This window comes from Diaphorobacter sp. J5-51, from assembly GCF_001023515.1.
Taxonomy (GTDB): domain Bacteria; phylum Pseudomonadota; class Gammaproteobacteria; order Burkholderiales; family Burkholderiaceae_C; genus Diaphorobacter; species Diaphorobacter nitroreducens.
In genome coordinates this window covers 1-24142 of sequence record NZ_JSYI01000035.1, presented here as the reverse complement: position 1 = coordinate 24142, position 24142 = coordinate 1, and the positions used below count along the sequence as shown (strand labels likewise).

The following is a 24142-nucleotide window of genomic DNA, read 5'->3' as shown; positions in this document are numbered from 1 at the left end:
GGCGCTCTCATTTTTGAAAAGACAAAGCCACCTCGCAAGGTGGCTTGGTAGGCGTACAGGCTGTCGGAGTGGTCAGGACTTGAGCCGCATCTCCGCCGCCCGTGCATGCCCCTGCAGCCCCTCGCCATGCGCCAGCACGCTGGCGATGCGGCCCAGGCTCTGCGCGCCCTGCTCGCTCACCTCGATGATGCTGCTGCGCTTTTGAAAGTCGTACACGCCCAGCGGCGACGAAAAGCGTGCCGTGCCGCTGGTGGGCAGCACATGGTTGGGCCCAGCGCAATAGTCGCCCAGCGATTCGCTGGTGTAAGCGCCTAGAAAGATCGCGCCCGCGTGGCGCAGCAGCGGCTCCCAGCGGTGCGGCTCGCGGCTGCTCACCTCCAGGTGCTCGGGAGCGATACGGTTGCTGATCTCACACGCCTCTTCCATGCTGCGCGTGTGGATCAGCGCGCCGCGCCCGGTGAGGCTCTTGGCGATGATCTCGGCGCGCGGCATCTGGGGCAGCAGACGGTCGATGGCGGACTGGACCTGGTCGATGTAGGCCGCATCAGGGCACAGCAGGATGGACTGCGCCAGCTCGTCGTGCTCGGCCTGCGAGAAGAGATCCATCGCCACCCATTCCGCCGGCGTGCTGCCGTCGGCCAGCACCAGAATCTCGCTGGGGCCGGCAATCATGTCGATGCCCACGGTGCCGAACACATGCTTCTTGGCGCTGGCCACGTAGGCGTTGCCGGGGCCGGTGATCTTGTCCACCTTGGGAATGGTCTGCGTGCCATAGGCCAGCGCCGCCACGGCCTGCGCGCCGCCGATGGTGAAGGCGCGCGTGACGCCCGCCACATGCGCCGCGGCCAGCACCAGCGGGTTTTTGGTGCCCTGTGGCGTGGGCACGACCATGATGATGTCCTGCACGCCCGCCACGTGCGCGGGAATGGCGTTCATGAGCACGCTGCTCGGGTACGCGGCCTTGCCGCCCGGCACGTAGATGCCCACGCGGTCCAGCGGCGTGACTTTCTGGCCCAGCAGGGTGCCGTCCTCGTCACGGTAGCTCCAGCTTTCGCCATTGGCCTTTTTCTGCGCCTCGTGGTAGCGGCGCACGCGGGCAGCGGCGGCCGTCAGCGCGTCGCGCTGCGCCGCGGGCAGGCCGTCGAAGGCGGCTTGCAGTTCGCTGGCCTTGAGCTCCAGCGACGGCAAGCCTTGCGCATGCAGGCCGTCGAAGCGCTGCGTGTACTCCAGCACTGCGGCGTCGCCGCGCTCGCGCACGTCGGCCAGGATGCCCGCCACGCGCTGCTCGATGGCCGCATCCGTGTCCGCCGACCAGTGCAGGCGTGCGGAAAACTCCACCTCGAAAGTGTCGTCAGCGGTGGACAGGCGGACGGGAGCAGCTACGAATTGCATAGTGGACCTACTCAGAATGTACGAAAGGAATCGGCGCGCCGTTGCGGTAGCCGAGGGGTGCCCGGCCACGATGTTCTCACCATAACGCGGGCCACGGCGCGCGGTTGCAACGCCGGGCGATGGACGCGGAACCAAAGCGGCGCAGACGCAGCCCTGCGCACCCCTCAGCCCTGCGGCACGGCGGAGGCGAATGCGTCGATGATGCGGCGCAGCGGCGCCTGCTTCAGCTTCAGCGCGGCCTGGTTCACCACCAGGTGCGAACTGATGTCCATGATCTGCTCGACCTCCACCAGGTTGTTGGCCTTGAGCGTGTTGCCAGTGGAGACCAAGTCCACGATGGCATCGGCCAGGCCGGTGAGCGGCGCCAGTTCCATGCTGCCGTAGAGCTTGATGAGGTCCACGTGCACGCCCTTGCTGGCGAAGAAATCGCGCGCGATGCTGGTGTATTTGGTGGCCACCTTCAGGCGTGAGCCCTGGGTGACGGCCTCGCGGTAGTCGAAATCGGCGCGCACGGCCACGCTCACGCGGCACTTGGCAATCTTCAGATCCAGCGGGCGGAACAGCCCCTGGCCGCCGTGCTCGATGAGCGAGTCCTTGCCGGCCACACCCAGATCGGCGCCGCCGTATTGCACGTAGGTCGGCACGTCGGTGGCACGCACCAGCACCACGCGCACCTCGGGGCGGCTGGTGGGCAGGATGAGCTTGCGCGACTTCTCCGGGTCTTCCAGCACCTCGATGCCGGCAGCGGCCAGCAGAGGCAGGGTTTCTTCGAAGATGCGGCCCTTGGACAGGGCGAGTGTGATCTGCTGCGTCATTGAATTCTCTCGATGTCGGCCCCCAGGCCGCGCAGTTTGGCTTCCATGCAGTCGTAGCCGCGGTCCAGATGGTAGATGCGGTCCACCAGCGTTTCCCCGTCGGCCACCAGCCCTGCGATCACCAGGCTGGCCGAGGCGCGCAGGTCGGTGGCCATGACGGTGGCGCCCGATAGCCGCGCGCCCGCAGGCGCCGCGCCGCCCAGCCCCTCGATCACCGCTACGCGGCCATCCGTGGTCTGGATTTTCGCGCCAAGGCGCAGCAGTTCGTTGACGTGCATGAAACGGTTCTCGAAGATCGTCTCGGCCACCGTGGCGGTGCCCTGGGCCACCACGTTCAGCGCCATAAATTGCGCCTGCATGTCGGTGGGAAACCCGGGGTATTCGGTGGTGCGAAAGCTTTGCGCCTTCAGCTGGCTGGCGCCTGCGCTGCGCACGCGGATGCCGCCTTCTTCAGCCTGCACGTGCACGCCGGCGTCGTGCAGCTTGTCGATCACGGCGTCCAGGTGGTCGGCGCGGCCATGGCGCAAAAGCGCATCGCCGCCCGTGGCGGCCACGGCGCACAAAAAGGTGCCGGCCTCGATGCGGTCGGCCACGACGGCGTGCTCGCAGCCGTGCAGCCGCTCGACACCCTGGATGCGGATGCGGCTGGTGCCATGGCCCTGGATACGCGCGCCCATCTTGATGAGCATCTCGGCCAGGTCCGCCACCTCGGGTTCCTGCGCGGCGTTCTCCAGCACGGTCTCCCCCTCAGCCAGCGTGGCGGCCATGAGCAGATTCTCGGTGCCGGTCACCGTGACCATGTCGGTGGTGATGCGCGCCCCCTTGAGTCGCGTCCACCCCTGCGGCAGCCTGGCGATCATGTAGCCGTGCTCGACCACGATCTGCGCGCCCATGGCCTGCAGCCCCTTGATGTGCTGGTCCACCGGACGCGATCCGATGGCGCAGCCGCCCGGCAGCGACACCGTGGCCTCGCCGAAACGCGCCATCAGCGGCCCCAGCGCCAGTACCGAGGCGCGCATGGTCTTGACCAGATCGTAGGGCGCCTCGGGCGTGGACAGGCCGCCCGCGTCCAGGCGCACTATGCCGGCCGCATCGGCCACGGAGCAGTCGGGGTTGGCGATGCGGTCCACCTGCACGCCCATGTTGCGGATGAGCCGCAGCATGGTGGCTACGTCCTGCAGGCGCGGCACGTTGTGCAGGGTGACCGGGTCGGTCGTGAGCAGCGCGGCGCACAGCTCGGGCAGCGCGGCGTTCTTGGCGCCGGAAATCGGCACCTCGCCCACCAGGGGGCGGCCACCGCGAATCAGGAGTTTGTCCATGGGTTTGCCGGTTGCTGCATTCAGTGCCAAAAATGGCTCTAGCGCTTATCTATCAAGCGGTAGCAGCTATTAAAATAATAGTGCGCGAATTCTCTGGGGGAACGCCGCGCGACGGTGTATGCGCCCATCCACCGCCAAGGACCGGGGCATGCCGCCCGTGCCGCTCCCGCGCCGGGGCACGGTCCCGGCCGCACGGCCATCTTGCGAAGGACGGGGCCGTATCAGTCGCCCGCCTGGGCCTGCGCCCACTCGGCGGGGGTGAAGGTCTTCATGGACAACGCATGCACCTCGTCCGACTGCATGCGTGCGCCCAGTGTGGCGTAGACACGCTGGTGGCGCTGGATGGGGCGCTTGCCCTCGAACTCGGACGACACGATGGTGGCGTACCAGTGGCGGCCGTCGCCCTCCAGCGTGATGTGGTCGCAGGCCATGCCCGCGCTGATGATGTCCTTGAGTTGGTCTGCAGTCATGTCAGTTCCTGATTTTGTAGCCCGTGCGCAGCAGGTGCAGCGCCAACAAGCTGACCAGCGCCCATGCCAGGCCGACGACGCCCAGGCTGAGCCAGGGGGAGACGTCGCTCACGCCGAAGAAGCCGTAGCGGAAGCCGTCGATCATGTAGAAGAACGGGTTCAGGTGGCTTGCGCCCTGCCAGAACGGCGGCAGCGATTGCACCGAATAGAACACGCCCGACAGGAAGGTCATGGGCACGATGATGAAGTTCTGGAATGCCGCCATCTGGTCGAACTTGTCGGCCCACAGTCCCGCGATGACCCCCAGCGTGGCCAGCAGCGCCGCGCCCAGCAGCGCGAACGCAAGAATCCACAGCGGCGCGGCGAACTGCGGCGTAGCGAACGCCAGCGTGACGATGAACACACCCAGGCCCACCACCAGGCCGCGCACCATGGACGAGCCCACGTAGGCCGCGAACCAGGCACGGTGCGACAGCGGCGTGAGCAGCACGAACACCAGACTGCCCATGATCTTGCTCTGGATCAGGCTGGACGAGCTGTTGGCAAAGGCGTTCTGCAGCACGCTCATCATCACCAGGCCGGGCACCAGGAAGGCGGTGTAGCTCAGCCGGTCATAGACCTTGACATGGTCTTCGAGCACATGGCCGAAGATCAGCAGGTACAGCACCGCCGTGAGCACCGGCGCCGCCACGGTCTGGAAGCCCACCTTCCAAAAGCGCAGCACTTCCTTGTAGAACAGGGTCTGCCAGCCGATCATGCGTGCTCCTCCTGCTCGGCCGCCATGACGTTGAGGAACACATCCTCCAGGTCGGCCTTGCGGATCTCCACATCCTCCACGCGCACGCCGGCGGCGCGCAGCCGGGCCAGCAACTGCTCGATCTCCTGCGCGTCCTGCGCGGGCAACTGGGCCACGCGGCCGGTCACGCGCGCCAGCGCTGCCAGGTCGGCCGGCAGCGTATCGTCGGTCTTGAACCGCAGGACGTTGGTGGAGGCCGCCTGCAGCAGCTCGGACGTGCGCGCCAAGGCCACGACGCGCCCGCGCTTGAGCATGGCCAGCCGCGTGCACAGCGCCTCGGCCTCTTCAAGGTAATGGGTGGTCAGCAGCACCGTGTGGCCCTGCTTGTTGAGGCGCGCCACAAACTGCCACAGCGTCTGGCGCAGTTCCACGTCCACGCCGGCCGTAGGCTCGTCCAGCACGATGATGGGCGGTTTGTGCACCAGCGCCTGGGCCACGAGCACGCGGCGCTTCATGCCGCCCGAGAGCTGGCGCATGTTGGCCGTGGCCTTGTCGGCCAGCCCCAGGTTCTCCAGCAGCTCATCGATCCAGGCATCGTTGTTTTTCACACCGAAGTAGCCGGACTGGATGCGCAGCGTCTCGCGCACGTTGAAGAACGGGTCGAACACCAGTTCCTGAGGCACCACGCCCAGCAGCCTGCGCGCGTCGGCATACTGGGTTTGCACGTCATGGCCCAGCACGCTGACGCGCCCGCTGGTGGCGCGCGCCAGCCCGGCGAGGATGCTGATCAGCGTGGTCTTGCCGGCGCCGTTGGGGCCCAGCAGGCCGAAGAACTCGCCCTCCTCGATGTCCAGACTGACATCCTGCAGCGCCTGGAAAGGCCCTCGGGGAGTGGAAAAGCTCTTGGAGATGGATTGGAAGGAGACGGCGGGCATGGAAGAGCGGCATTCTAAAGGGGGGCTCTTGCGCGCGTGTCCGCAGGGGTTTGGCCGGCAGGCAACCCGCAGGTGCGGGCAGCCCCGCAGGCCGCCGCTACAGGGCGGGCAGCAGTTCCTGCACCCCGTACAGCCCCGCCAGGCTGGACAGCGCCGGCGGCAGGGCCTTGACCACGAAACCGCGGTTCTCGAACACCGCTGCGCGGCGGCACTCCAGCAGCACCGCGAGTGCGGAGGAGTCGAAGGCCGTCAGCGCACCGGCATCCACCACCACCAGCGATTCGTCCTGGGCCTTGAGCCCTTGCAGCAGCATGCGCAGGGTGGCGCCAGCGTGGCGGTGGGTGAGTTCAGCGGGCAGCACCAGCATGCACAGGCCTTTCGGTTCTTTCTGTTCTGGTTACTTGGCGCTGGAGGCGGCGTTGGCCTTGTTGCGCGCCACCAGCGCCTCGATCAGGCCATCCACGCCCTTGGCGTTGATCTCCTGCGCGAACTGGCTGCGGTAGGTTTCCACCAGCCACACACCCATAACGTTGAGGTTGTAGATTTTCCAGCCCGCACCCTCGCCCGGCGTCTTCTCCAGGCGGTAGTCCAGTTGTATCGGGTCGCCCCGGCCGCGGATTTCGGTGCGCACGAGCACGTCCTTGTCTTCGGCGGCTGCGCGCAGCGGCTTCACAACGATGCTCTGGTCCGTGACCTGGCTGAGCGCGCCCGCGTAAGTGCGCACCAGCAGTGTCTTGAACTCGTCCTGCAGGCGCGCCTGCTGCTCCGGCGTAGCCTTGCGCCAGCCCGGCCCGACGGACGCTGCCGTCATGCGGCGGAAGTTCACGTGGGGCATGATGGTCTTGTCCACCAGCGCCATGATGCGGTCCACGTCGCCGGCCTTGATGGATTTGTCTTTGCGCAGCGTCTCCAGCACATCGACCGAGAGGCGCTTGACGAGGGCATCCGGCGCCTCGTCGGCCGCCAGCGCGGCCTGGGGCACGGCCACCCACGTGGCCACCGCCATCGCGGCGGCGGCATGGATCAGGGTACGGCGGTTCATCATGGTGAGGCTCCTTGCGTGCAGCGCCACGCCGTGCGCTGCCATGTATGGTTTCGTTGGGTAGATTGTGGAGGGCGCCCCGCGCTGCACATGCGTCGCCACCGTGCAGGGATGCAAGCAACTGCAACCGCGCCTGTCAGCCAGGGGCCCGAGTGCTTGTCAGGCCGGCCTTTGCGGGTTTTCAGTACTCGTCGTCAGGCAGCTTGCCCCCGTTTTCCTCATAGGCGCCCTCGTCGCGTGCGCCTGACACGCCACTACGCACCTTGAGGTACACGTCGCGCGTGAAGCTGTAGGGGTCCAGGGCCGCCGTATCCAGCACCGAGCCCGCGCGCAGCAAGCTAGCGCGCTTATCGACAAGGCGCAGGCCGTACAGGGAATTGCGGACCTCCACCGGGTCGAGCTGGCCCAGCGGGTTGCCCCAACTGTCTACCGGCAAAGCGGCCGTGTCGCGCACGGTGGACGGCCCCAGCAGCGGCAGCACGAGATACGGCCCCGTGGGCACGCCCCAGCGGCCCAGCGTCAGGCCAAAGTCCTGCTTGTGCCGCTCGATGCCTGCCTCGCTGGCAATGTCCAGCACACCGCCCAGCCCGAAGAAGGTGTTGGTGGTGAAGCGCACGAGGCTCTCGTAAGCCTCCAGCCCGCGGAACTGCAGCAGGTTGTTGACGAACGACCAGGCATCGCCCAGGTTGCCAAAGAAGTTGCTCACGCCCGTACGCACCGGCTGCGGCGTCACGTCGCGGTAAACGGTGGCGACGGGTTTGAGCACCGCCTTGTCCACACTGTCGTTGAACGAATGCACGCCGCGGTTGAAGGGTTCGAACGGATCTGCGGGGTTGGCGTTGGGGCCCGTGGCGCAGCCGCTCATGAGGGCCGCGCCGAGCAACAGCGCCGCCCAGCGGGCAGTCCAGCCCGTGAAGCGAGGTTGATTTGTCATTTCTTGGTACCTCCATTGGACGAAGCACCTTCTTCGGCCTTGCCATACAGGAACTGGCCGATCAGGTTTTCCAGCACTACCGCGGATTGGGTGGCGGTCACCATGTCGCCCTCGGCCAGGTTGTTCTCGTCGGCACCCGGCTCGATGCCGATGTACTGGTCGCCCAACAGGCCGCTGGTCAGGATCTTGAGCGAACTGTCCTTGGGGAACACATAGCGCTTTTCCAGCTCCAGTGTCACGCGCGCCTGGTAGGTCGTGACGTCGAAGCCAATGGACTGCACGCGCCCCACCACCACGCCGGCGCTGCGCACAGCGGCCTTGGGCTTGAGCCCGCCGATGTTGTCGAAACGCGCCGTCACGGTATAGCCCGAGCGGAAGTTCAGGTTCAACAGGTTGGCCGACTGCAGGGCCAGGAAGACCAGCGCCGCGCCGCCCAGCAGGACGAACAGCCCCACCCAGAAATCGTTCTTGGAATGCTGCATGGTGAATTTCCTCAAGACAGACGCATGGTCGCCGTCAGATACTGAACATCAAGGCGGTGAGGACGAAGTCCAGCCCCAGCACGGACAGCGACGCCATCACCACCGTGCGCGTGGTGGCGCGCGAGACGCCTTCCGGCGTCGGCTTGGCCACGAAGCCCTGCAGCACCGCGATGAAGGTGACGGCCACGCCGAACGCGAGGCTCTTGACGATGCCGTTGCCCACGTCCTTCCAGACGTCGACACCGCTTTGCATCTGGCCCCAGAACGCCCCGCCGTCCACGCCGATGAGCACCACGCCGACCAGCCAGCCACCGATCACACCCACCGCGTTGAACACCAGTGCCAGCAGCGGCATGGCGATCACGCCGCCCCAAAAGCGCGGCGCCAGGATGCGGCGCACCGGGTCCACGGCCATCATTTCCATGGCCGACAGCTGTTCGCCGGCGCGCATCAAACCGATCTCGGCCGTGAGCGACGTGCCCGCGCGTCCGGCAAACAGCAACGCCGTGACCACCGGCCCCAGCTCGCGCACCAGGCTCAGCGTGACCACCAGGCCCAGTGAGTTGGCCGAACCATAGAGCTGCAGCACGTTGTAGCCCTGCAGCGCAAGCACGAAGCCCACAAACAGGCCCGACATGGCGATGATGGACAGCGAATAGTTGCCCAGGAAGTGCACCTGGTCACGCACCAGGCCAGGGCGGCGCATCACGTCGCCGAACAGCCCCAGCAGCCGCGCGAACAGGCGCGCGCCCATGCCCACATCGGCCAGCTTCGTGCGCACGGCGTAGCCTACGTGCGTGGGACGCCACCAGCTCATGGGGTACCTCCGCTGGCGTGGGCGTCCACGCTGGGCGAGCGCAAGGGGCCGAAATCGTCGGCCACGCTGGGGCCGGGGTAGTGGAACGGCACCGGCCCGGTAGGCAGCGCGTGCACGAACTGGTGCACCAGCGGATCCGTGCTGGCGCGCACCTCTTCGGGCGTGCCCTGGGCGGCCACCGTGCCGGGCCCCAGGATGATGACGTGGTCCGCCAGGCGGAAGGTCTCTTCCAGATCGTGCGAGACGACGATGGTGGTCAGCCCCATGGCATCGTTGAGTTGGCGGATGAGTTGCGCCGCAGTACCCAGGGAGATCGGGTCAAGCCCGGCGAACGGCTCGTCGTACATGATGAGCTCGGGGTCCAGGGCAATGGCCCGTGCCAGGGCAACCCGCCGCGCCATGCCGCCGGAGATCTGGCTGGGCATCAAGTCCCGCGCTCCCCGCAAGCCCACGGCATGCAGCTTCATGAGCACGATGTCGCGGATCAGGTCCTCGGGCAGATCGGTGTGCTCGCGCAGCGGAAAGGCCACGTTCTCGTACACGCTCATGTCGGTGAACAAGGCGCCGAACTGGAACAGCATGCCCATGCGTCGGCGCGCGGCATACAACTGTGCGGTATCCATGCGCCCTACGTCCTGGCCGCCCACCAGCACCTCGCCCTGCTGGGCGCGCTGCTGGCCGCCAATGAGGCGCAGCACCGTCGTCTTGCCCCCGCCCGAAGCACCCATCAGCGCCGTGACCTTGCCACGCGGCACGGCCAGCGACAGGTCGCGCAGGATCACCCGCTCGCCGTACCCGAAGGTGACGTTGCGCAGTTCCACGAGGGCGTCGCCCGGCGATGAAAGTGGGGAGGACATGGTGTATGCAGATACGCCCAGCTCTACGACAGAGCGTGAGGCTAACCCGGCATCATAGGGGAAACCCCTCTGCTCGGCTGCGCCTCTCATTAAAACCTGTGGTTTGCATATGACGTTTGGCTATACTTGCCGGATCTTAAGAAATGTCCCGCCCGACCCTCCGGGCGGATTGCTTGTCAGCGTTGCTGCATGGGCGTCATCGACGCACAACGGAACGAAGGCGCGGCAATGTGCCTGCGACATTCCCTTTTCTTCCGTTGCGCGTCTGCCTCCCGGCAGCGTGCTGGTCGGTACCCGGCGGACGGCGTCCGACCGCGGCGCCGTTTCCTGCCACCCCCGCAGAAAGAGAAAAGGCTCCAGATAATGAAGAATCTCCAGTCCGTCGTTCCCATCCCGGCTCCTGTCCCCCAGCGCCAGGCCACGGGCCTGCACCTGATCGGCGACCTGTATGGCTGTCTCTGCGACAGCCGCCTGATGTTGGACGCCGCGCACCTGGAATCGTTCTGCAAGGAGCGCGTGGCCGCCGCCGGGCTGACCACCGTGGGCAGCCTGTTCCACAGCTTTGGCGAAGGCGGCGGCGTCACCGGCGTGGTGGTGTTGGCCGAGTCGCACCTGTCCATCCACACCTGGCCCGAGGCGGGCTACGTCACGCTGGACGTGTACGTGTGCAACTACACCGAGAACAACCGCCCCAAGGCGCAGAAGCTCTTCGACGACCTGCAGGCCGCCTTCAACCCGGCCGATCCGCACCTGCACCGCGTCGACCGCGCCTGATGAGCGGCGCCCCCACCGCGCAGGCCACGCGCTACGTGGCCGAGCGCCTGAACGCCGACTTCGGCTTTTACCTCAGCGACCGCCGCCTGCTGGCCGAACGCCAGTCGGCCTGGCAGCACATCGAGGTCTTCGACAACCCGCAGTTCGGCCGCGTGATGCGCATCGACGGCTGCTTCATGACCAGCGAGCGCGACGAATTCTTCTACCACGAGCCGATGGTGCACCTGCCGGCCATCGCCCACCCCGGCGTGCGCCGTGCGCTGGTCGTGGGCGGGGGGGACGGCGGCGCCGCCGAGGAGTTGCTGAAGCTGCCCGGCATCGAGCAGGTGGTGCTGGCCGAGCTGGATGGCGAGGTGATTGCCATGGCCCGCGATTGGCTGGGCCAGATCCACCGTGGCGCCTTTGACGACCCGCGCCTGGAGGTGCGCCTGGGCGACGCGCGCGCCTTCATCGGCCAGACCGAGGAGCGCTTCGACCAGATCGTCCTGGACCTGACCGACCCCTTCGGCCCCGCCGTGGAGCTGTACACCGTGGAGTTCTACGCCGCCTGCCGCCGCGCGCTGAACCCGGGCGGCGTGCTGTCGCTGCACCTGGGCTCGCCCGTGCACCTGCCCGAGAGCCTGGGGCGCATCGCCGCCTCGGTGCGCGCGGTGTTTCCCATCTTCCGCCCCTATCTGCAGTACGTGCCGCTGTACGGCACGTTGTGGTGCATGGGCATGGCATCGGACAGCACCGACCCCGCCCGGCTCAGCGCCGACGAGGTGGACGCACGCATCGCCGCGCGCGGCCTGGGCGATCTGCAGCTGTACAACGGGGCCGTGCACCATGCGCTACTGGCACAGCCGAACTTCGTGCGTGCGCTGCTGGATCGGCCTGCGCTGCCGCTGCACAGCGGGGATGTGCTGGAAGAAGTGCGGGACCCAGCAGAGTTGCCGGAGGTGGTGGTGTCCGCTGCCGCGTGATGTCTAGCACAATCGCCGCCTAGCGCTTGCTGGGCGAGCGCTGGCAGCTATCTTTTTTAAGCCCCTGCGCAGGGTTGGATGTCGCTGGCCGAGGCCGTCCCCGCCTGCGACACAGAATCCCATTAGCTACCAAAAGCATAGCTCCCAGCGCTTATCCCATAACCGCTAGAGCCCAATTCGGCGCTAGATGTTCAAAGCATGTGCTGCAAGAACGCCCGCGCCCGCTCATGCCCGGGATCGGCAAAGAACTCCCCGGCCGGACGCGCCGCGATGAGTTCACCCTGGTCCATGAAGGCCACGGTATTCGCCACCTCGCGCGCAAAACCCATCTCGTGCGTGACGACCAGCATGGTCATGCGCTCCTCGGCCAGCTCGCGCATGGTGCGCAGCACCTCGCCCGTGAGTTCGGGGTCCAGCGCCGAGGTGGGCTCGTCGAACAGCATGATGTCGGGCTCCATGCACAGCGCACGCGCGATCGCCACGCGTTGCTTCTGGCCGCCCGACAGGCGCGAGGGATAGTTGTCCCGCTTCTGCGCCAAGCCCACCTTGTCCAGCAGCGCCTCGGCGCGGGCGATGGCCGCGTCGCGCGCGAGGCCCTGCACCACCATGGGCGCCTCGATCAGGTTCTCCAGCACCGTGAGGTGCGGGAACAGGTTGAAATGCTGGAACACCATGCCGGTCTTGGCGCCGATGCGGCGCACCTCGGCATCGGACACGTAGGCGCAGCGCCCCTGCGCGTCGGTCGTGGCCAGGGTTTCGCCTTCGATGGCGATGTGGCCGCTGTCGATGGTTTCCAGGTGGTTCAGGCAGCGCAGAAAGGTGCTCTTGCCGGAGCCCGAGGGACCGATCACCGCCACCACCTCGCCACGGTGCACCGACAGCGACACGCCGCGCAACACCTGCACATGGCCGAAGGCCTTGCGCACGTCGCGCGCCTCGATCATCTGCGTGGCGTCACTGGTCAAGCTTGGCATAGCGTTTCTCCAGGCGCTGGAAGCCCCAGGTGAGCACCAGGGTCATGACGAGATAGAAGGCGGCGGCAACGATGAAGGGCGTGGTCGTGAAGTCGCGCTGCACGATGCCGCGCGCGGCGCGCAGCAGATCGTTCAGCGCCAGCACGTAGATGAGGGACGTGTCCTTGACCAGGGTGATGGTCTCATTGCTCATGGGCGGCAGGATGCTGCGCACCATCTGCGGCAGCACGATGCGGCGCATGGTCTGGCCGTAGCCCATGCCCAGCACCTTGGCGGCCTCGTACTGGCCACGGTCCACCGACTGGATGCCGGCGCGGAAGATCTCGGCGAAATAGGCCGCGTAGTTCAGTGCGAAGGCCGCCACGGCGGCGGGGAAGTCCGGCAGGCGCACGCCGATCACCGGCACGAAGGGCAGCGCGAAGTAGATGAACAGCATCTGCAGCATGAGCGGCGTGCCGCGCATGAGCCAGATGTAGCCGTTCACCGCGCCCGACAGGGCCTTCCAGCGCGACAGCCGCATGAGCGCCAGCGCCAGGCCCAGCGGCACGGCCAGCACCAGCGTGATGAAGAACAGCTTCAGGGTGACGGTGGCGCCCTGCGCCAGCGGCCCCAGGAGGGAGAGTAGGTAGTCCATGGGGTCACGAGAATTCAGTGCCTTGCACAGCACGCAACCGTCGAAACTGGCGCGCCCCAGGCCAGCGGACGCCGCGCAAGGGCCGCCCCGCCGCGCTGAGCAATCGCTCCCCCTTCCCGAATTGCGCAGCAATTCGAGAGAAGGGGGAAGGAGCGAAGCGACACAGGGGGTTGTTCGCTATTACTTGATGATGTTCTTGCCGAACCACTGCTCGGCAATCTTGGCGGCGCTGCCGTCCTGCTTCATGTCGGCCAGCGCCTTGTCCAGCTTGCCGTGCAGTTCGGTGTCGTCCTTGCGCACGCCCACGCCGTACTCTTCGGTGCCGAAGTTATCGTCCAGCACGGCGTACTGGTCAGGCTTCTTGGCCACGTAGTAGCGGCCCACCACCTCGTCCACCACCACGGCTTCCAGGCGGCCGGTGGTGAGATCCATCAGGGCGGTCACGTTGTCGCCGAAGGTCTTGAGTTCCTTGAACGACTTGAAGACAGCCTCTTCCTTCTTGATGGCGTCCACGGCGCTGGAGCCTTCCTGCGCACCGACGACCTTGCCGGCCAGATCGGCCTTGGCCTTGATGGCGGAGCCTGCGGGCACCACGATGATCTGGTGGTTCTCCATGTAGGGCGCGGTGAACAGGATGTTCTGCTTGCGCTCCTCGGTGATGGTCAGGCCGTTCCACAGCGCATCCACGCGCTTGCCGGACAGCTCGGCTTCCTTGGCGCTCCAGTCGATGGGCTTGAACTCCACCTCCACGCCCAGGCGCTTGGCGGCTTCCTTGGCCATGTCGATGTCAAAGCCCACCAGCTCGTTCTTCTCGTCGCGGAAGCCCATGGGCGGGAAGTTGTCGTCCAGGCCCACGACGATCTTCGTGACGGCGGCCGGGGCGGGTGCAGGCGCGGCTGCGGGGGCGGCGGGTTCCTGCTTGGAGCAACCCACCAGCACGGCGCCCAGGGTCAGCAGGGCAACGGCGGCAAACTTCTTCATGGTGTAGCGATTCTTGAAAAGAACAGTCGGAACGAACAAACGGCCCGGGCACGCCGCTCGACCATTAAGGTCGCGCAGCAAGCCCATGACCGGGCAAACCCTGAATTGTCCCACCGATGCGGAGACTGCGCCCACTGGCAGCGCTGGAACGGGGGATTTGATGCCAATAACTGCCGCAGCGCCCGTCCAGCAAGCGCGAGCAGCTATCAAAAAATAAGCACAACGGCGCCCCAGGGCGCCGTTGTGCCGGTAGACGGGTAAGCAGACTGCGGCTGCGACCGCCTTCTGTAATTGCCCAATGGCGAGGGATTCCCGCCTCAGCGCGGCAGACTGCTTTCCCCCATCAGGAATTCATCCACCGCACGCGCGGCCTGGCGGCCTTCGCGGATGGCCCAGACCACCAGCGACTGGCCGCGGCGCATGTCGCCGGCGGCGAAGACCTTGGGCGCGCTGGTCGCATAGCCGCCGGTGAAGTCCGTCGTGGCCTGGGCATTGCCCCGCGCATCCTTGTCCACCCCGAAGGCGTCCAGCACGGCAGCCACCGGGCTCACGAAACCCATGGCCAGCAGCACCAGGTCGGCCTGGTATTCCTTCTCGGTGCCGGGGACCTCGATGAACTTGCCATCCTTGAACTCCACCTGCACGGTCTTGAGGCCCGTGACCTTCTTGCCGTCGCCGATGAACTCCTTGGTGGCGATGGCGAACGCGCGCTCGCAGCCCTCCTCGTGGCTGGAGCTGGTACGCAGCTTGTACGGCCAATAGGGCCACACCAGGGGCTTGTTCTCTTGGCTTGGCGGCATGGGCATCAGCTCGAACTGCGTGACGCTGGCCGCGCCATGGCGATTGCTGGTGCCCACACAGTCGCTGCCCGTGTCGCCGCCGCCGATGACGATGACGTGCTTGCCGTCCGCGCGGATCTGGCCCTTGAGCTTGTCGCCCGCGTTGACCTTGTTCTGCTGCGGCAGGAACTCCATCGCGAAGTGAATGCCGTCCAGTTCGCGCCCCGGCACGGGCAGGTCGCGCGACTGCTCGGCGCCACCCGTCAGCAGCACGGCGTCGAAGTCCTTGCGCAGCTGCTCGGGCGTGATGGTTTCCTTGGACCAGTTGGTGACCTTGCTGCCTTTGCCCAGACCGTCCTTGGCCGCGCCGATGAAGACGCCGGTACGGATCGTCACGCCCTCGGCCACCAGTTGCTCCACGCGGCGGTCGATGTGCGCCTTGTCCAGCTTGAAGTCGGGGATGCCGTAGCGCAGCAGGCCGCCCACGCGGTCGTTCTTCTCGAACAGCGTGACGTCATGCCCGGCGCGCGCCAGTTGCTGCGCGGCCGCCAGGCCCGCCGGGCCGGCGCCCACCACGGCCACTTTCTTGCCCGTCTTGCGGGCAGCCGGCTGCGGCTGCACCCAGCCGTGCTCCCAGGCGCGGTCGATGATGGCGTGCTCGATGCTCTTGATGCCCACCGCGTCGTCGTTGATGTTCAGCGTGCAGGCGGCCTCGCAGGGTGCGGGGCAGATGCGGCCGGTGAACTCGGGGAAGTTGTTGGTGCTGTGCAGCACCGCGATCGCGCTCTTCCAGTCCTGGTGGTAAACGAGGTCGTTGAAGTCCGGGATGATGTTGTTCACCGGGCAGCCGTTGTGGCAGAACGGCGTGCCGCAATCCATGCAGCGGGCGCTCTGCAGCTTGGCCTGGGCGTCATCAAGGCCGATGACGAATTCCTTGTAGTGCTTGAGGCGCTCGCCAACGGGCTTGTAGCCCTCCTCGATGCGCTCGTATTCCATGAAACCTGTGGTCTTGCCCATGATCGTGGTGTCCTGTCTTTGTGCATGCTGCCGCAGCGGGGCCCCAGGCCCCGCCCGCGCGAGTTACTTGGCGGCTACCGCTTCCGTTTTAGGAGCTGCTACCGCAGGTGTAGCCTGCTCTTCCAGCACTTTTCTTTCATAGATTTCCGACAGGGCACGCTTGTACTCGGTCGGGAAGACCTTGACGAATTTGCTGCGCGACGCGGCCCAGTTGTCCAGGATCTCGCGGGCGCGCTTGCTGCCCGTCCAGCGGCTGTGGTCCTCCAGCAGCTTCTTGAGCAGGGCCTCGTCCGTCTGGTCGCGGTGCCAGATGCCGCGGCCCATGTGGACCGCCTGCTCCTCGCCCGGAAGGATGCGCTCCAGCGTCACCATGGAGAGGTTGCAACGCGAGTCGAACTTGCCGTCCTCGTCGTAGACGTAGGCAATGCCGCCGCTCATGCCCGCCGCGAAGTTGCGGCCCGTCTTGCCCAGCACCACCACGGTGCCGCCGGTCATGTACTCGCAGCCGTGGTCGCCCACGCCCTCGACCACTGCCGTGGCGCCCGACAGGCGCACCGCGAAGCGCTCGCCCGCCACGCCGGCGAAGAACGCCTCGCCGCTGGTGGCGCCGAACATCACGGTGTTGCCGACGATGGTGTTGCCCACGGCCTCACCGCGGAACTCATGGCTGGGGCGCACGATCACGCGGCCGCCCGACAGGCCCTTGCCGGTGTAGTCGTTGGCCTCGCCCGTCAGGTTCAGCGTGACGCCCTTGCACAGGAATGCGCCGAAGGACTGGCCGCCCGTGCCCTCGAAGTGGATGCGCACGGTGTCGTCCGGCAGCCCTTCGGGATGCACCTTGGTCACCGCGCCCGACAGCATGGCGCCCACCGAGCGGTTGACGTTCTTGGCCACCTCCATGATGCGCACGCTCTCGCCGCGCTCGATGGCGGGGCGGCAGCGCTCGATGAGCTTCACATCCAGCGCCTTGTCCAGCTTGTGGTCCTGCGTTTCCACGTGGTAGCGCGGCACATCGGCAGGCACTTGCGGCTGGGCGAACAGGCGCGAGAAGTCGAGACCCTGTGCCTTCCAGTGCGCGATGCCCTTGCGGGTGTCGAGCAGGTCCGTGCGGCCGATCAGCTCGTCGAACTTGCGGACGCCCAGCTGCGCCATGATCTGGCGCACTTCCTCGGCGACGAAGAAGAAGTAGTTCACCACGTGCTCGGGCTTGCCGGTGAACTTCTTGCGCAGCACCGGGTCCTGCGTGGCCACGCCCACGGGGCAGGTGTTGAGGTGGCACTTGCGCATCATGACGCAGCCTTCGACCACCAGCGGCGCCGTGGCGAAGCCGAACTCGTCGGCACCCAGCAGCGCGCCGATGACGACATCGCGGCCCGTCTTCATCTGGCCGTCGGCCTGCACGCGGATACGGCCGCGCAGACGGTTGAGCACAAGGGTCTGCTGGGTTTCGGCCAGGCCGATTTCCCAGGGCGAGCCGGCATGCTTGATGGACGACCAGGGCGAGGCGCCCGTGCCGCCGTCGTGCCCGGCGATCACCACGTGGTCGCTCTTGCACTTGGCCACGCCGGCCGCGATGGTGCCCACGCCGACTTCGGACACCAGCTTGACCGAGATGTCGGCATGCGGCGCCACGTTCTTCAGGTCGTGGATGAGCTGCGCCAGGTCTTCGATGGAGTAGATGTCGTGGTGCGGCGGCGGGCTGATGAGGCCCACGCCCGGCACGCTGTGGCGCAACGCGCCGATGTAGTCGGACACCTTACCGCCGGGCAGCTGACCGCCCTCGCCAGGCTTGGCGCCCTGGGCCATCTTGATCTGGATCTGGTCGGAAGACGCCAGATACTCCGCCGTCACGCCGAAGCGGCCCGATGCCACCTGCTTGATCTTGGAGCGCAGCGAGTCGCCATTGAGCAGCGGGATGTCGGCCTGCACCTTGTCGCTGCCGATGATGGACGACAGCGTCTCGCCCTGCTGGATCGGAATGCCCTTGAGCTCGTTGCGGTAGCGCTTGGGGTCCTCGCCGCCCTCGCCAGTGTTGCTCTTGCCGCCAATGCGGTTCATGGCAACGGCCAGCGTGGCATGCGCCTCGGTGGAGATGGAGCCCAGCGACATGGCACCGGTGGCGAAGCGCTTGACGATGTCCTTGGCGGGTTCGACCTCTTCCACCGAGATCGCCTTGGCCGGATCGAATTTGAACTCGAACAGGCCGCGCAGCGTCATGTGGCGCTTGGCCTGGTCATTGATGATCTGCGCGTATTCCTTGTACGTGCTGAAGTTGTTCGCACGCGTGGAGTGCTGCAGCTTGGCGATGGCGTCGGGCGTCCACATGTGCTCCTCGCCGCGCGCACGCCAGGCATATTCGCCGCCGGCGTCCAGCATGGTCTCCAGCACCGGGTCGTCGCTGAACGCGGCCAGGTGGGTGCGGATGGCTTCCTCGGCGATCTCGAACACGCCGATGCCTTCCACGCGGCTGGCCGTGCCCGTGAAGTACTTCTGCACTGTGTCGCTGTTCAGGCCGACGGCTTCGAACAGCTGGGCGCCGCAGTAGCTCATGTAGGTGGACACGCCCATCTTGGACATGATCTTGGACAGGCCCTTGCCCACCGCCTTGATGTAGTTGTAGATGGCCTTATCGGCAGACAGGTCGCCCGACAGGTCCTTGTGCATGTCCTGCAGCGTTTCCAGCGCCAAGTAGGGATGCACGGCCTCGGCGCCATAGCCCGCGAGCACGGCGAAGTGGTGCACTTCACGCGCGGTGCCCGTTTCGACCACCAGGCCGGCCGTGGTGCGCAGCCCTTCGCGCACCAGGTGCTGGTGGATGGCCGACAGCGCCAGCAACGCAGGGATGGCCACCTGCGTGGGCGAGATGTTGCGGTCGCTGATGATCAGAATGTTCGCGCCACCCTTGATCTCATCCACGGCCTGTGCGCACAGCGAGGCGAGCTTGGCTTCGACGCCCTGCTTGCCCCAGTCGAGCGGGTAGGTGATGTCGATAGTCGCGCTCTTGAACTTGCCGTGCGTATGCTGCTCGATCTGGCGCAGCTTGGCCATGCCCTCGAAGTCGAGGATCGGCTGCTGCAGTTCCAGACGCATCGGGGGATTGACCTGGTTGATGTCCAGCAGGTTGGGCTTGGGACCCACGAAGCTGACCAGCGACATAACGATGGCCTCGCGGATCGGGTCGATCGGCGGGTTGGTCACCTGCGCGAACATCTGGCGGAAGTAGTTGTACAGCGGCTTGTTCTTGTCCGACAGCACGGCGAGCGGACTGTCGTTGCCCATGGAGCCCACGCCCTCCTCGCCGTTCTTGGCCATGGGCGCCAGCAGGAACTTGATGTCCTCCTGCGTGAAACCAAACGCCTGCTGGCGGTCCAGCAGCGGCAGCGCGGACGCGGCCGGATGCACGGCCGATTCGCCCACCTTCACGTCATCGAGCTTGATGCGCAGATTCTCGATCCACTGCTTGTAGGGCTTGGTGTTGACGATGTTGGCCTTGAGCTCGTCGTCCTCGATCAGGCGGCCCTGCTCCAGGTCGATCAGCAACATCTTGCCCGGCTGCAGGCGCCATTTGCGCACGATCTTGCCGTCCGGCACGGGCAGCACGCCGGCTTCGGAGGCCAGGATCACCAGATCGTCGTCGGTCACCACGTAGCGCGAGGGGCGCAGGCCGTTGCGGTCCAGCGTGGCGCCGATCTGGCGGCCATCGGTGAACACTATTGAAGCGGGCCCGTCCCACGGCTCGATCATCGCGGCGTGGTACTCATAGAACGCGCGGCGGCGCTCGTCCATGGACTCGTGCTGCTCCCAGGGCTCGGGGATCATCATCATCACGGCCTGGCTGATGGGGTAGCCGGCCATGGTCAGCAGTTCCAGGCAGTTGTCGAAGGTGGCGGTGTCGGACTGGCCGGCAAAGCTGATGGGGTACAGCTTCTTCAGGTCTTCGCCCAGCACGGGCGAGGCCATCACGCCTTCGCGCGCCAGCATCCAGTTGTAGTTGCCGCGCACGGTGTTGATCTCGCCGTTGTGCGCGACGTAGCGATAGGGGTGGGCCAGCGGCCACTCGGGGAAGGTGTTGGTGGAAAAGCGCTGGTGTACCAGGCCGATGGCCGAGACGCAGCGCTCGTCGGCCAGGTCCTTGTAGTACACGCCCACCTGGTCGGCCAGCAGCAGGCCCTTGTAGACCACGGTGCGGCTGCTCATGCTGGGCACGTAATATTCTTTGCTGTGCTTGAGCTTCAGGCCCTGGATGGCGGCGCTGGCCGTCTTGCGGATCACGTAGAGCTTGCGCTCCAGCGCATCCTGCACGATCACGTCGGAGCCGCGGCCGATGAAGACCTGGCGCAGGATGGGCTCCTTCTCGCGCACGGTGGGCGACATCGGCATGTCCAGATTCACCGGCACGTCGCGCCAGCCCAGCAGCACCTGGCCCTCGGCCTTGATGGCGCGCTCCATCTCCTGCTCGCAGGCCAGGCGGCTGGCGTGCTCCTTGGGCAGGAAGATCATGCCCACGCCGTATTCACCGGCGGGGGGCAACTCCACGCCCTGACGCGCCATTTCCTCGCGGTAGAGCTGGTCGGGAATCTGGATCAGGATGCCCGCGCCGTCGCCCATGAGCTTGTCGGCCCCCACGGCGCCGCGGTGGTCCAGGTTCTCCAGAATCTTGAGCGCGCCGGTCACGATGTCGTGCCGCTTCACGCCCTTGATATGGGCCACGAAGCCCAGGCCACAGGCGTCGTGTTCATTGCTGGATGCATACAGGCCGTGCTGTTGCAGATGCTGGATTTCGGCAGCCTTGGTCATGGCGCGCTTCCTCAAAGATTCGCAGGGAACGCAAGCGTAGTGCAACGCAACATGGCGGCGCAAGCACTTTAATTGGGGTCAGATACCTGAAAGTTGGCGCACTTTATTGGTGCATTTTTATTAGGGACATATCAATTTCAGGAGCAGAAAAACCAGTCATTACAAAGGAAGTGCAGGCCAATTACGGTTTGGGTGGAACCACGGAAGCGGGACGCCCCGCGCGTGCTCGGGTGAGCCGACGGGGGGTCAGCTGTTGCAGCGCCTGCACAAACCCGTCATCCCCCAGGGCCCAGCCATTCAGGCCCGACTGCGTCAGTGCCGCCTGTTCGCTGGCGGAAATCCCCGCCTGCACGAGTGCGGCATAGGCCGCGTCGCGGGCAAAGGGAGTGTTGCCCAAGGCCCAGTAGAGGGCATGCGGCGTGATGAGACGGTCACTGCGCAGGCCGATGTAGTGGCCGTGGCTGGACCACCGGAAGTCCGCCGCCGCGGCGCACAGGCCCGCGCGCACGGGGTTGAGGTCCAGATATGCCATGCAGGGCAGCAGATAGCGCTCGGCCTGCAATACGGCGCTGCGGTAGCGCCCTTCCCATAGCGTGCCCGAACGCCCATGGCGCTGGTTGAAGCGCCGCACATAGCTGCGCCCCACGGCTTGCATCATCAGAGGCAGCGATTTGCCCTCCTGCGGCGTGGCCAGCAGGTGGAAATGGTTGTCCATGAGCACATAGGCATGCACTGCCACCTGCTGCTGCCGCGCATGCTCGACCAGCAACGACCACATGAGCTCCCGGTCCGCGGCATCCAGGAAGATCGGCTGGCGGTTGTTGCCGCGCTGGATGATGTGGTGCGGGTAGCCAGCGAGGGCGAGGCGGGGAAGGCGGGCCATGAAACCGTCTTGGGACCGTTCAATTGCTCTTAAATCTATAGCTTCTAGCGCTTCATTGGCGGGCGCTCGAGGCTTAGATGGCTCATATCGCCACCGACCCGGCGTCATCCAGGCCGAAGCGCGACCCCAGGGCCTGCGCCAACCCGAATGCTTCGAGTATGGCCGCCAGCCGCTCGCGCGCGCTGCGCTTCTTCTGGCCGGTGTAGCGCGCCAGGATCAGCTCGTTCTTCATGCTGTGCTCCCAGCCCACCAACTCCGTCACCGTGACCTGGTAGCCGCTGGCTTCCAGATGCAGGCACCGCAACACATTGGTGATCTGGCTGCCCATCTCGCGCGTGTGGATCGGGTGGCGCCACAACTCGGCCAGCGGCGTGCGCGACAGGCTCAGCGCCTTGGTGCCGCGCAGGCAGGCCGCCACCTCGGCTTGGCAACAGGGCACCAGCACCATGGCACGCGCCTGCTTGCGCAGGCCGAAGGCAATCGCATCATCAGTCGCCGTGTCGCAGGCATGCAGCGCGGTCACGATGTCAAAGCGCTCGGGCAGCTCTGCCGCGCCCGCGGCATCCGCCACCGCCATGTCCAGGAAGTGCATGCGTGCGAACCCCAAGCGCTGCGCCAATTCACGTGAACGCTGCACCAATTCCGCGCGCCACTCGATACCGTAAATCTCGCCACGGCCGAGCTGCTTGAAGAACAGGTCGTAGAGAATGAAACCCAGGTAGGACTTGCCCGCGCCATGGTCGGCCAGCAGTGGCGCGTGGCCATCGGCGGACAGCTCGGCGAGCAGTGGCTCGATGAACTGGTAGAGGTGATAGACCTGCTTGAGCTTGCGGCGCGAGTCCTGGTTGAGCCGTCCCTCGCGCGTGAGGATGTGCAGTTCCTTGAGCAACTCCACGGATTGGCCTGGCCGCAGTTCGGCCAGCACCGCAGCGTCGGCGGCGCCCGTCTGCTGCGTGCCCGACTTGGCACGCGCACTGCGGTGCGGCTGCCCGGTGGTGGTGGAGCGGCTCATACTTGCGGAGCACCCTTTGCAGGCGCGCCCACCGGCCAGTGGGGCCCCACGTCCAGATCGGCCCATCCGGCCGCGCCCAGGCGCTCCAGCAATTCAATGTTGCGCTCGAAGATCTCTTGCGCCTCGGGAAACACTTCCACCGCGCGGTCGATGCTTTCCTCGCGCAGCAAATGCAGCGTGGGATAAGGCGCGCGGTTGGTGCAGTTGGTCACATCGTCAGCGAGGGTGCCCTCGAACTGGAAGTGCGGGTGGAACGACGCAACCTGCAGGATGCCCGCCAGGTCCATGGATTCGACGAGCTCGTCGGCCAACTCCAGGAAGTCGTTGAAATCCAGAAAGTCCGGCATGGCCAGCGGCGCGATGAGCAGCGTGGTGTCTCGCTTTTCGGGAGAGGCTTCGGCCAGCGCCTCCAACTCGGCAGCCAGGTCTTGCAACAGTTCACGCGCATCCGTGGCATGGCTCACCACGTAGTGGATCTGGTCCTTCACATGCACGCTTTTGGCGAACGGGCACAGGTTGAGTCCGATGACGGCACGCTCGAGCCAGCGCACCATGTCCGCCACCACCACGTTGTCATCGCAGGCGGCTGCATCCTGGCGGGGCTGGTCGGGCATAGGGCTGGTGGTCATGGCGGGCGTGGTCTGAAGAGGGCTCGCATTGTATGTCTCTGCCCTGCCGCACAGGCGGACCGGGGCTGGCGCGTCAGGCCAGCAAGCGCTGACCGGTCAAGCGTTCGTGCTCTCGGGCGGCGAACCGGTCGGTCATGCCTGCGATGAAATCCGCCACCGTGCGCGCACGGCGGGCATCGTCGCCATCCAACGCCGAGCCGGCCTGCGCAGGTGGCATTTGCCGCGGGTCCGCCTGGTAGATGGCGAACAGGTCGCGCACCACCTGGCGGGCACGGTCCGTGGTCTGCATGACCTGGGGATGGCGGTACAGCGACTGGAACAGGAACCGCTTGAGCACCTGCGACTGCGCGCGCATGGCCTGCGAGAAGCCGACCAGGGCCGGCAGCCGGCGCACCGCTTCCACGTCAGCGGGCGCATGCTCTGCCAGCGCTGCGCGCGTGGCATCGATCACGTCGTACACCTGCTCGCTGAGCATGCGACGGATGGCCTCGCTCAGTAAACGGCGCCGCCCTTCGGACTGCGCGAGATGCGGGTAGTCGTTCTGCGCTTGCGCGCGGTAGCGGTCGAACAGCGGTACGTCGCGCAACTGCTCCAGCGTAATCAGGCCCGAGCGCACACCATCATCGATATCGTGGGCGTTGTAGGCAATCTCATCGGCCAGGTTGCACAGCTGCGCCTCCAGGCTCGGCTGCTGGCCGAGGAGGAAACGCCGCCCCACACCGCCGGGTTCGCGCGCCTCCAATTGCTCGGCGTTGCGCCGCGAGCAGTGCTTGAGGATGCCCTCGCGCGTCTCGTAGGTCAGGTTGATGCCATCGTAGGCGGGGTAGCGGTCTTCCAGCGTGTCCACCACACGCAGGTGCGCATTCCACTGATGGCGGACAGTGATTCCATTCCCATCGCG

At 66.3% G+C, this 24142-nt stretch carries 22 protein-coding genes and 1 pseudogene; 2 read left to right on the top strand and 21 right to left on the bottom strand.

What is annotated here, in order from left to right; all coding sequences use genetic code 11:
- Positions 1-72: 72 nt before the first annotated feature.
- From hisD to OX89_RS05740, 12 genes and pseudogenes are all read right to left on the bottom strand, one after another.
- Positions 73-1392: a histidinol dehydrogenase gene (hisD, locus tag OX89_RS05795; protein ID WP_047349914.1), complete on the bottom strand. Its 1320-nt coding sequence runs from the start codon at positions 1390-1392 to the stop codon at positions 73-75.
- Between the two features lie 164 nt (positions 1393-1556).
- Positions 1557-2207, bottom strand: coding sequence for an ATP phosphoribosyltransferase (gene hisG / locus OX89_RS05790; protein WP_011804208.1), 651 nt, complete (start codon positions 2205-2207; stop codon positions 1557-1559).
- Positions 2204-3526, bottom strand: a complete 1323-nt coding sequence (gene murA, locus OX89_RS05785) for a UDP-N-acetylglucosamine 1-carboxyvinyltransferase (protein WP_047349913.1) — start codon at positions 3524-3526, stop codon at positions 2204-2206. The genes hisG and murA overlap by 4 nt, the downstream gene beginning before the upstream one ends.
- Positions 3527-3747: 221 nt before the next feature.
- Entirely contained in the window at positions 3748-3996 is a 249-nt protein-coding gene (locus OX89_RS05780; RefSeq protein ID WP_047349912.1) for a BolA family protein, read from the bottom strand.
- A gap of 1 nt (position 3997) precedes the next feature.
- On the bottom strand, positions 3998-4753 hold the full coding sequence (locus OX89_RS05775; protein WP_012655715.1) for an ABC transporter permease: 756 nt from the start codon (positions 4751-4753) through the stop codon (positions 3998-4000).
- On the bottom strand, positions 4750-5667 hold the full coding sequence (locus OX89_RS05770) for an ABC transporter ATP-binding protein (RefSeq protein WP_011804204.1): 918 nt from the start codon (positions 5665-5667) through the stop codon (positions 4750-4752). Before OX89_RS05770 ends, OX89_RS05775 begins: the two co-directional genes overlap by 4 nt.
- 97 nt (positions 5668-5764) lie before the next feature.
- A pseudogene (locus OX89_RS05765) lies at positions 5765-6046 on the bottom strand (lipid asymmetry maintenance protein MlaB); the annotation flags it as partial.
- A gap of 18 nt (positions 6047-6064) precedes the next feature.
- A complete protein-coding gene (locus OX89_RS05760) occupies positions 6065-6712 on the bottom strand; it encodes a phospholipid-binding protein MlaC (protein ID WP_047349918.1) in 648 nt (215 codons plus the stop codon).
- 178 nt (positions 6713-6890) lie between these two features.
- Complete coding sequence (locus OX89_RS05755) at positions 6891-7643, bottom strand: VacJ family lipoprotein (RefSeq protein WP_011804201.1); 753 nt, start codon at positions 7641-7643, stop codon at positions 6891-6893.
- Positions 7640-8125 carry an outer membrane lipid asymmetry maintenance protein MlaD gene (gene mlaD / locus OX89_RS05750; RefSeq protein WP_011804200.1) on the bottom strand — a complete coding sequence of 162 codons (486 nt, stop codon included), beginning with the start codon at positions 8123-8125 and terminating at the stop codon, positions 7640-7642. Before mlaD ends, OX89_RS05755 begins: the two co-directional genes overlap by 4 nt.
- Positions 8126-8159: 34 nt before the next feature.
- On the bottom strand, positions 8160-8942 hold the full coding sequence (mlaE, locus tag OX89_RS05745; protein ID WP_047349911.1) for a lipid asymmetry maintenance ABC transporter permease subunit MlaE: 783 nt from the start codon (positions 8940-8942) through the stop codon (positions 8160-8162).
- A complete protein-coding gene (locus tag OX89_RS05740; RefSeq protein WP_012655710.1) occupies positions 8939-9799 on the bottom strand; it encodes an ABC transporter ATP-binding protein in 861 nt (286 codons plus the stop codon). The genes mlaE and OX89_RS05740 overlap by 4 nt, the downstream gene beginning before the upstream one ends.
- Positions 9800-10162: 363 nt before the next feature.
- On the opposite strand from OX89_RS05740, the gene speD reads away from it, so the two are divergent.
- Together speD and speE are read left to right on the top strand one after the other, a co-directional pair.
- Positions 10163-10573 carry an adenosylmethionine decarboxylase gene (gene speD / locus OX89_RS05735; RefSeq protein ID WP_011804197.1) on the top strand — a complete coding sequence of 137 codons (411 nt, stop codon included), beginning with the start codon at positions 10163-10165 and terminating at the stop codon, positions 10571-10573.
- A complete protein-coding gene (gene speE, locus OX89_RS05730) occupies positions 10573-11535 on the top strand; it encodes a polyamine aminopropyltransferase (protein ID WP_011804196.1) in 963 nt (320 codons plus the stop codon). The genes speD and speE overlap by 1 nt, the downstream gene beginning before the upstream one ends.
- A gap of 191 nt (positions 11536-11726) precedes the next feature.
- Here the strand turns inward: speE and OX89_RS05725 are convergent, their stop codons facing one another.
- The 9 genes from OX89_RS05725 to OX89_RS05685 form a co-directional block, all read right to left on the bottom strand.
- Positions 11727-12509 carry an amino acid ABC transporter ATP-binding protein gene (locus OX89_RS05725; RefSeq protein ID WP_011804195.1) on the bottom strand — a complete coding sequence of 261 codons (783 nt, stop codon included), beginning with the start codon at positions 12507-12509 and terminating at the stop codon, positions 11727-11729.
- The gene (locus OX89_RS05720; protein WP_047349910.1) at positions 12490-13143 is read right to left on the bottom strand and encodes an amino acid ABC transporter permease; all 654 of its coding nucleotides are present in this window, start codon (positions 13141-13143) and stop codon (positions 12490-12492) included. Before OX89_RS05720 ends, OX89_RS05725 begins: the two co-directional genes overlap by 20 nt.
- Before the next feature lie 180 nt (positions 13144-13323).
- Entirely contained in the window at positions 13324-14124 is an 801-nt protein-coding gene (locus OX89_RS05715) for an amino acid ABC transporter substrate-binding protein (RefSeq protein WP_041835888.1), read from the bottom strand.
- Between the two features lie 317 nt (positions 14125-14441).
- Entirely contained in the window at positions 14442-15920 is a 1479-nt protein-coding gene (locus OX89_RS05710) for a glutamate synthase subunit beta (RefSeq protein ID WP_011804192.1), read from the bottom strand.
- A 63-nt stretch (positions 15921-15983) separates the two neighbouring features.
- Positions 15984-20717, bottom strand: coding sequence for a glutamate synthase-related protein (locus tag OX89_RS05705; protein ID WP_047349909.1), 4734 nt, complete (start codon positions 20715-20717; stop codon positions 15984-15986).
- A 181-nt stretch (positions 20718-20898) separates the two neighbouring features.
- Positions 20899-21600 (bottom strand): transposase, encoded by a 702-nt coding sequence (locus tag OX89_RS05700; protein WP_012655704.1) that lies wholly within the window; start codon positions 21598-21600, stop codon positions 20899-20901.
- A gap of 82 nt (positions 21601-21682) precedes the next feature.
- A complete protein-coding gene (locus tag OX89_RS05695) occupies positions 21683-22612 on the bottom strand; it encodes an SAM-dependent methyltransferase (protein WP_047349908.1) in 930 nt (309 codons plus the stop codon).
- Positions 22609-23241 (bottom strand): DUF1415 domain-containing protein, encoded by a 633-nt coding sequence (locus OX89_RS05690; protein WP_047349907.1) that lies wholly within the window; start codon positions 23239-23241, stop codon positions 22609-22611. Before OX89_RS05690 ends, OX89_RS05695 begins: the two co-directional genes overlap by 4 nt.
- Before the next feature lie 73 nt (positions 23242-23314).
- The coding region (locus tag OX89_RS05685; protein ID WP_047349906.1) for a deoxyguanosinetriphosphate triphosphohydrolase at positions 23315-24142 on the bottom strand (828 nt) is incomplete at its 5' end.

Bases quoted from the DNA above. Each gene is read 5' to 3' on its own strand.
- hisD (WP_047349914.1), bottom strand. From the start codon at position 1,392: ATGCAATTCGTAGCTGCTCCCGTCCGCCTGTCCACCGCTGACGACACT.
- hisG (WP_011804208.1), bottom strand. From the start codon at position 2,207: ATGACGCAGCAGATCACACTCGCCCTGTCCAAGGGCCGCATCTTCGAA.
- murA (WP_047349913.1), bottom strand. From the start codon at position 3,526: ATGGACAAACTCCTGATTCGCGGTGGCCGCCCCCTGGTGGGCGAGGTG.
- OX89_RS05780 (WP_047349912.1), bottom strand. From the start codon at position 3,996: ATGACTGCAGACCAACTCAAGGACATCATCAGCGCGGGCATGGCCTGC.
- OX89_RS05775 (WP_012655715.1), bottom strand. From the start codon at position 4,753: ATGATCGGCTGGCAGACCCTGTTCTACAAGGAAGTGCTGCGCTTTTGG.
- OX89_RS05770 (WP_011804204.1), bottom strand. From the start codon at position 5,667: ATGCCCGCCGTCTCCTTCCAATCCATCTCCAAGAGCTTTTCCACTCCC.
- OX89_RS05760 (WP_047349918.1), bottom strand. From the start codon at position 6,712: ATGATGAACCGCCGTACCCTGATCCATGCCGCCGCCGCGATGGCGGTG.
- OX89_RS05755 (WP_011804201.1), bottom strand. From the start codon at position 7,643: ATGACAAATCAACCTCGCTTCACGGGCTGGACTGCCCGCTGGGCGGCG.
- mlaD (WP_011804200.1), bottom strand. From the start codon at position 8,125: ATGCAGCATTCCAAGAACGATTTCTGGGTGGGGCTGTTCGTCCTGCTG.
- mlaE (WP_047349911.1), bottom strand. From the start codon at position 8,942: ATGAGCTGGTGGCGTCCCACGCACGTAGGCTACGCCGTGCGCACGAAG.
- OX89_RS05740 (WP_012655710.1), bottom strand. From the start codon at position 9,799: ATGTCCTCCCCACTTTCATCGCCGGGCGACGCCCTCGTGGAACTGCGC.
- speD (WP_011804197.1), top strand. From the start codon at position 10,163: ATGAAGAATCTCCAGTCCGTCGTTCCCATCCCGGCTCCTGTCCCCCAG.
- speE (WP_011804196.1), top strand. From the start codon at position 10,573: ATGAGCGGCGCCCCCACCGCGCAGGCCACGCGCTACGTGGCCGAGCGC.
- OX89_RS05725 (WP_011804195.1), bottom strand. From the start codon at position 12,509: ATGCCAAGCTTGACCAGTGACGCCACGCAGATGATCGAGGCGCGCGAC.
- OX89_RS05720 (WP_047349910.1), bottom strand. From the start codon at position 13,143: ATGGACTACCTACTCTCCCTCCTGGGGCCGCTGGCGCAGGGCGCCACC.
- OX89_RS05715 (WP_041835888.1), bottom strand. From the start codon at position 14,124: ATGAAGAAGTTTGCCGCCGTTGCCCTGCTGACCCTGGGCGCCGTGCTG.
- OX89_RS05710 (WP_011804192.1), bottom strand. From the start codon at position 15,920: ATGGGCAAGACCACAGGTTTCATGGAATACGAGCGCATCGAGGAGGGC.
- OX89_RS05705 (WP_047349909.1), bottom strand. From the start codon at position 20,717: ATGACCAAGGCTGCCGAAATCCAGCATCTGCAACAGCACGGCCTGTAT.
- OX89_RS05700 (WP_012655704.1), bottom strand. From the start codon at position 21,600: ATGGCCCGCCTTCCCCGCCTCGCCCTCGCTGGCTACCCGCACCACATC.
- OX89_RS05695 (WP_047349908.1), bottom strand. From the start codon at position 22,612: ATGAGCCGCTCCACCACCACCGGGCAGCCGCACCGCAGTGCGCGTGCC.
- OX89_RS05690 (WP_047349907.1), bottom strand. From the start codon at position 23,241: ATGACCACCAGCCCTATGCCCGACCAGCCCCGCCAGGATGCAGCCGCC.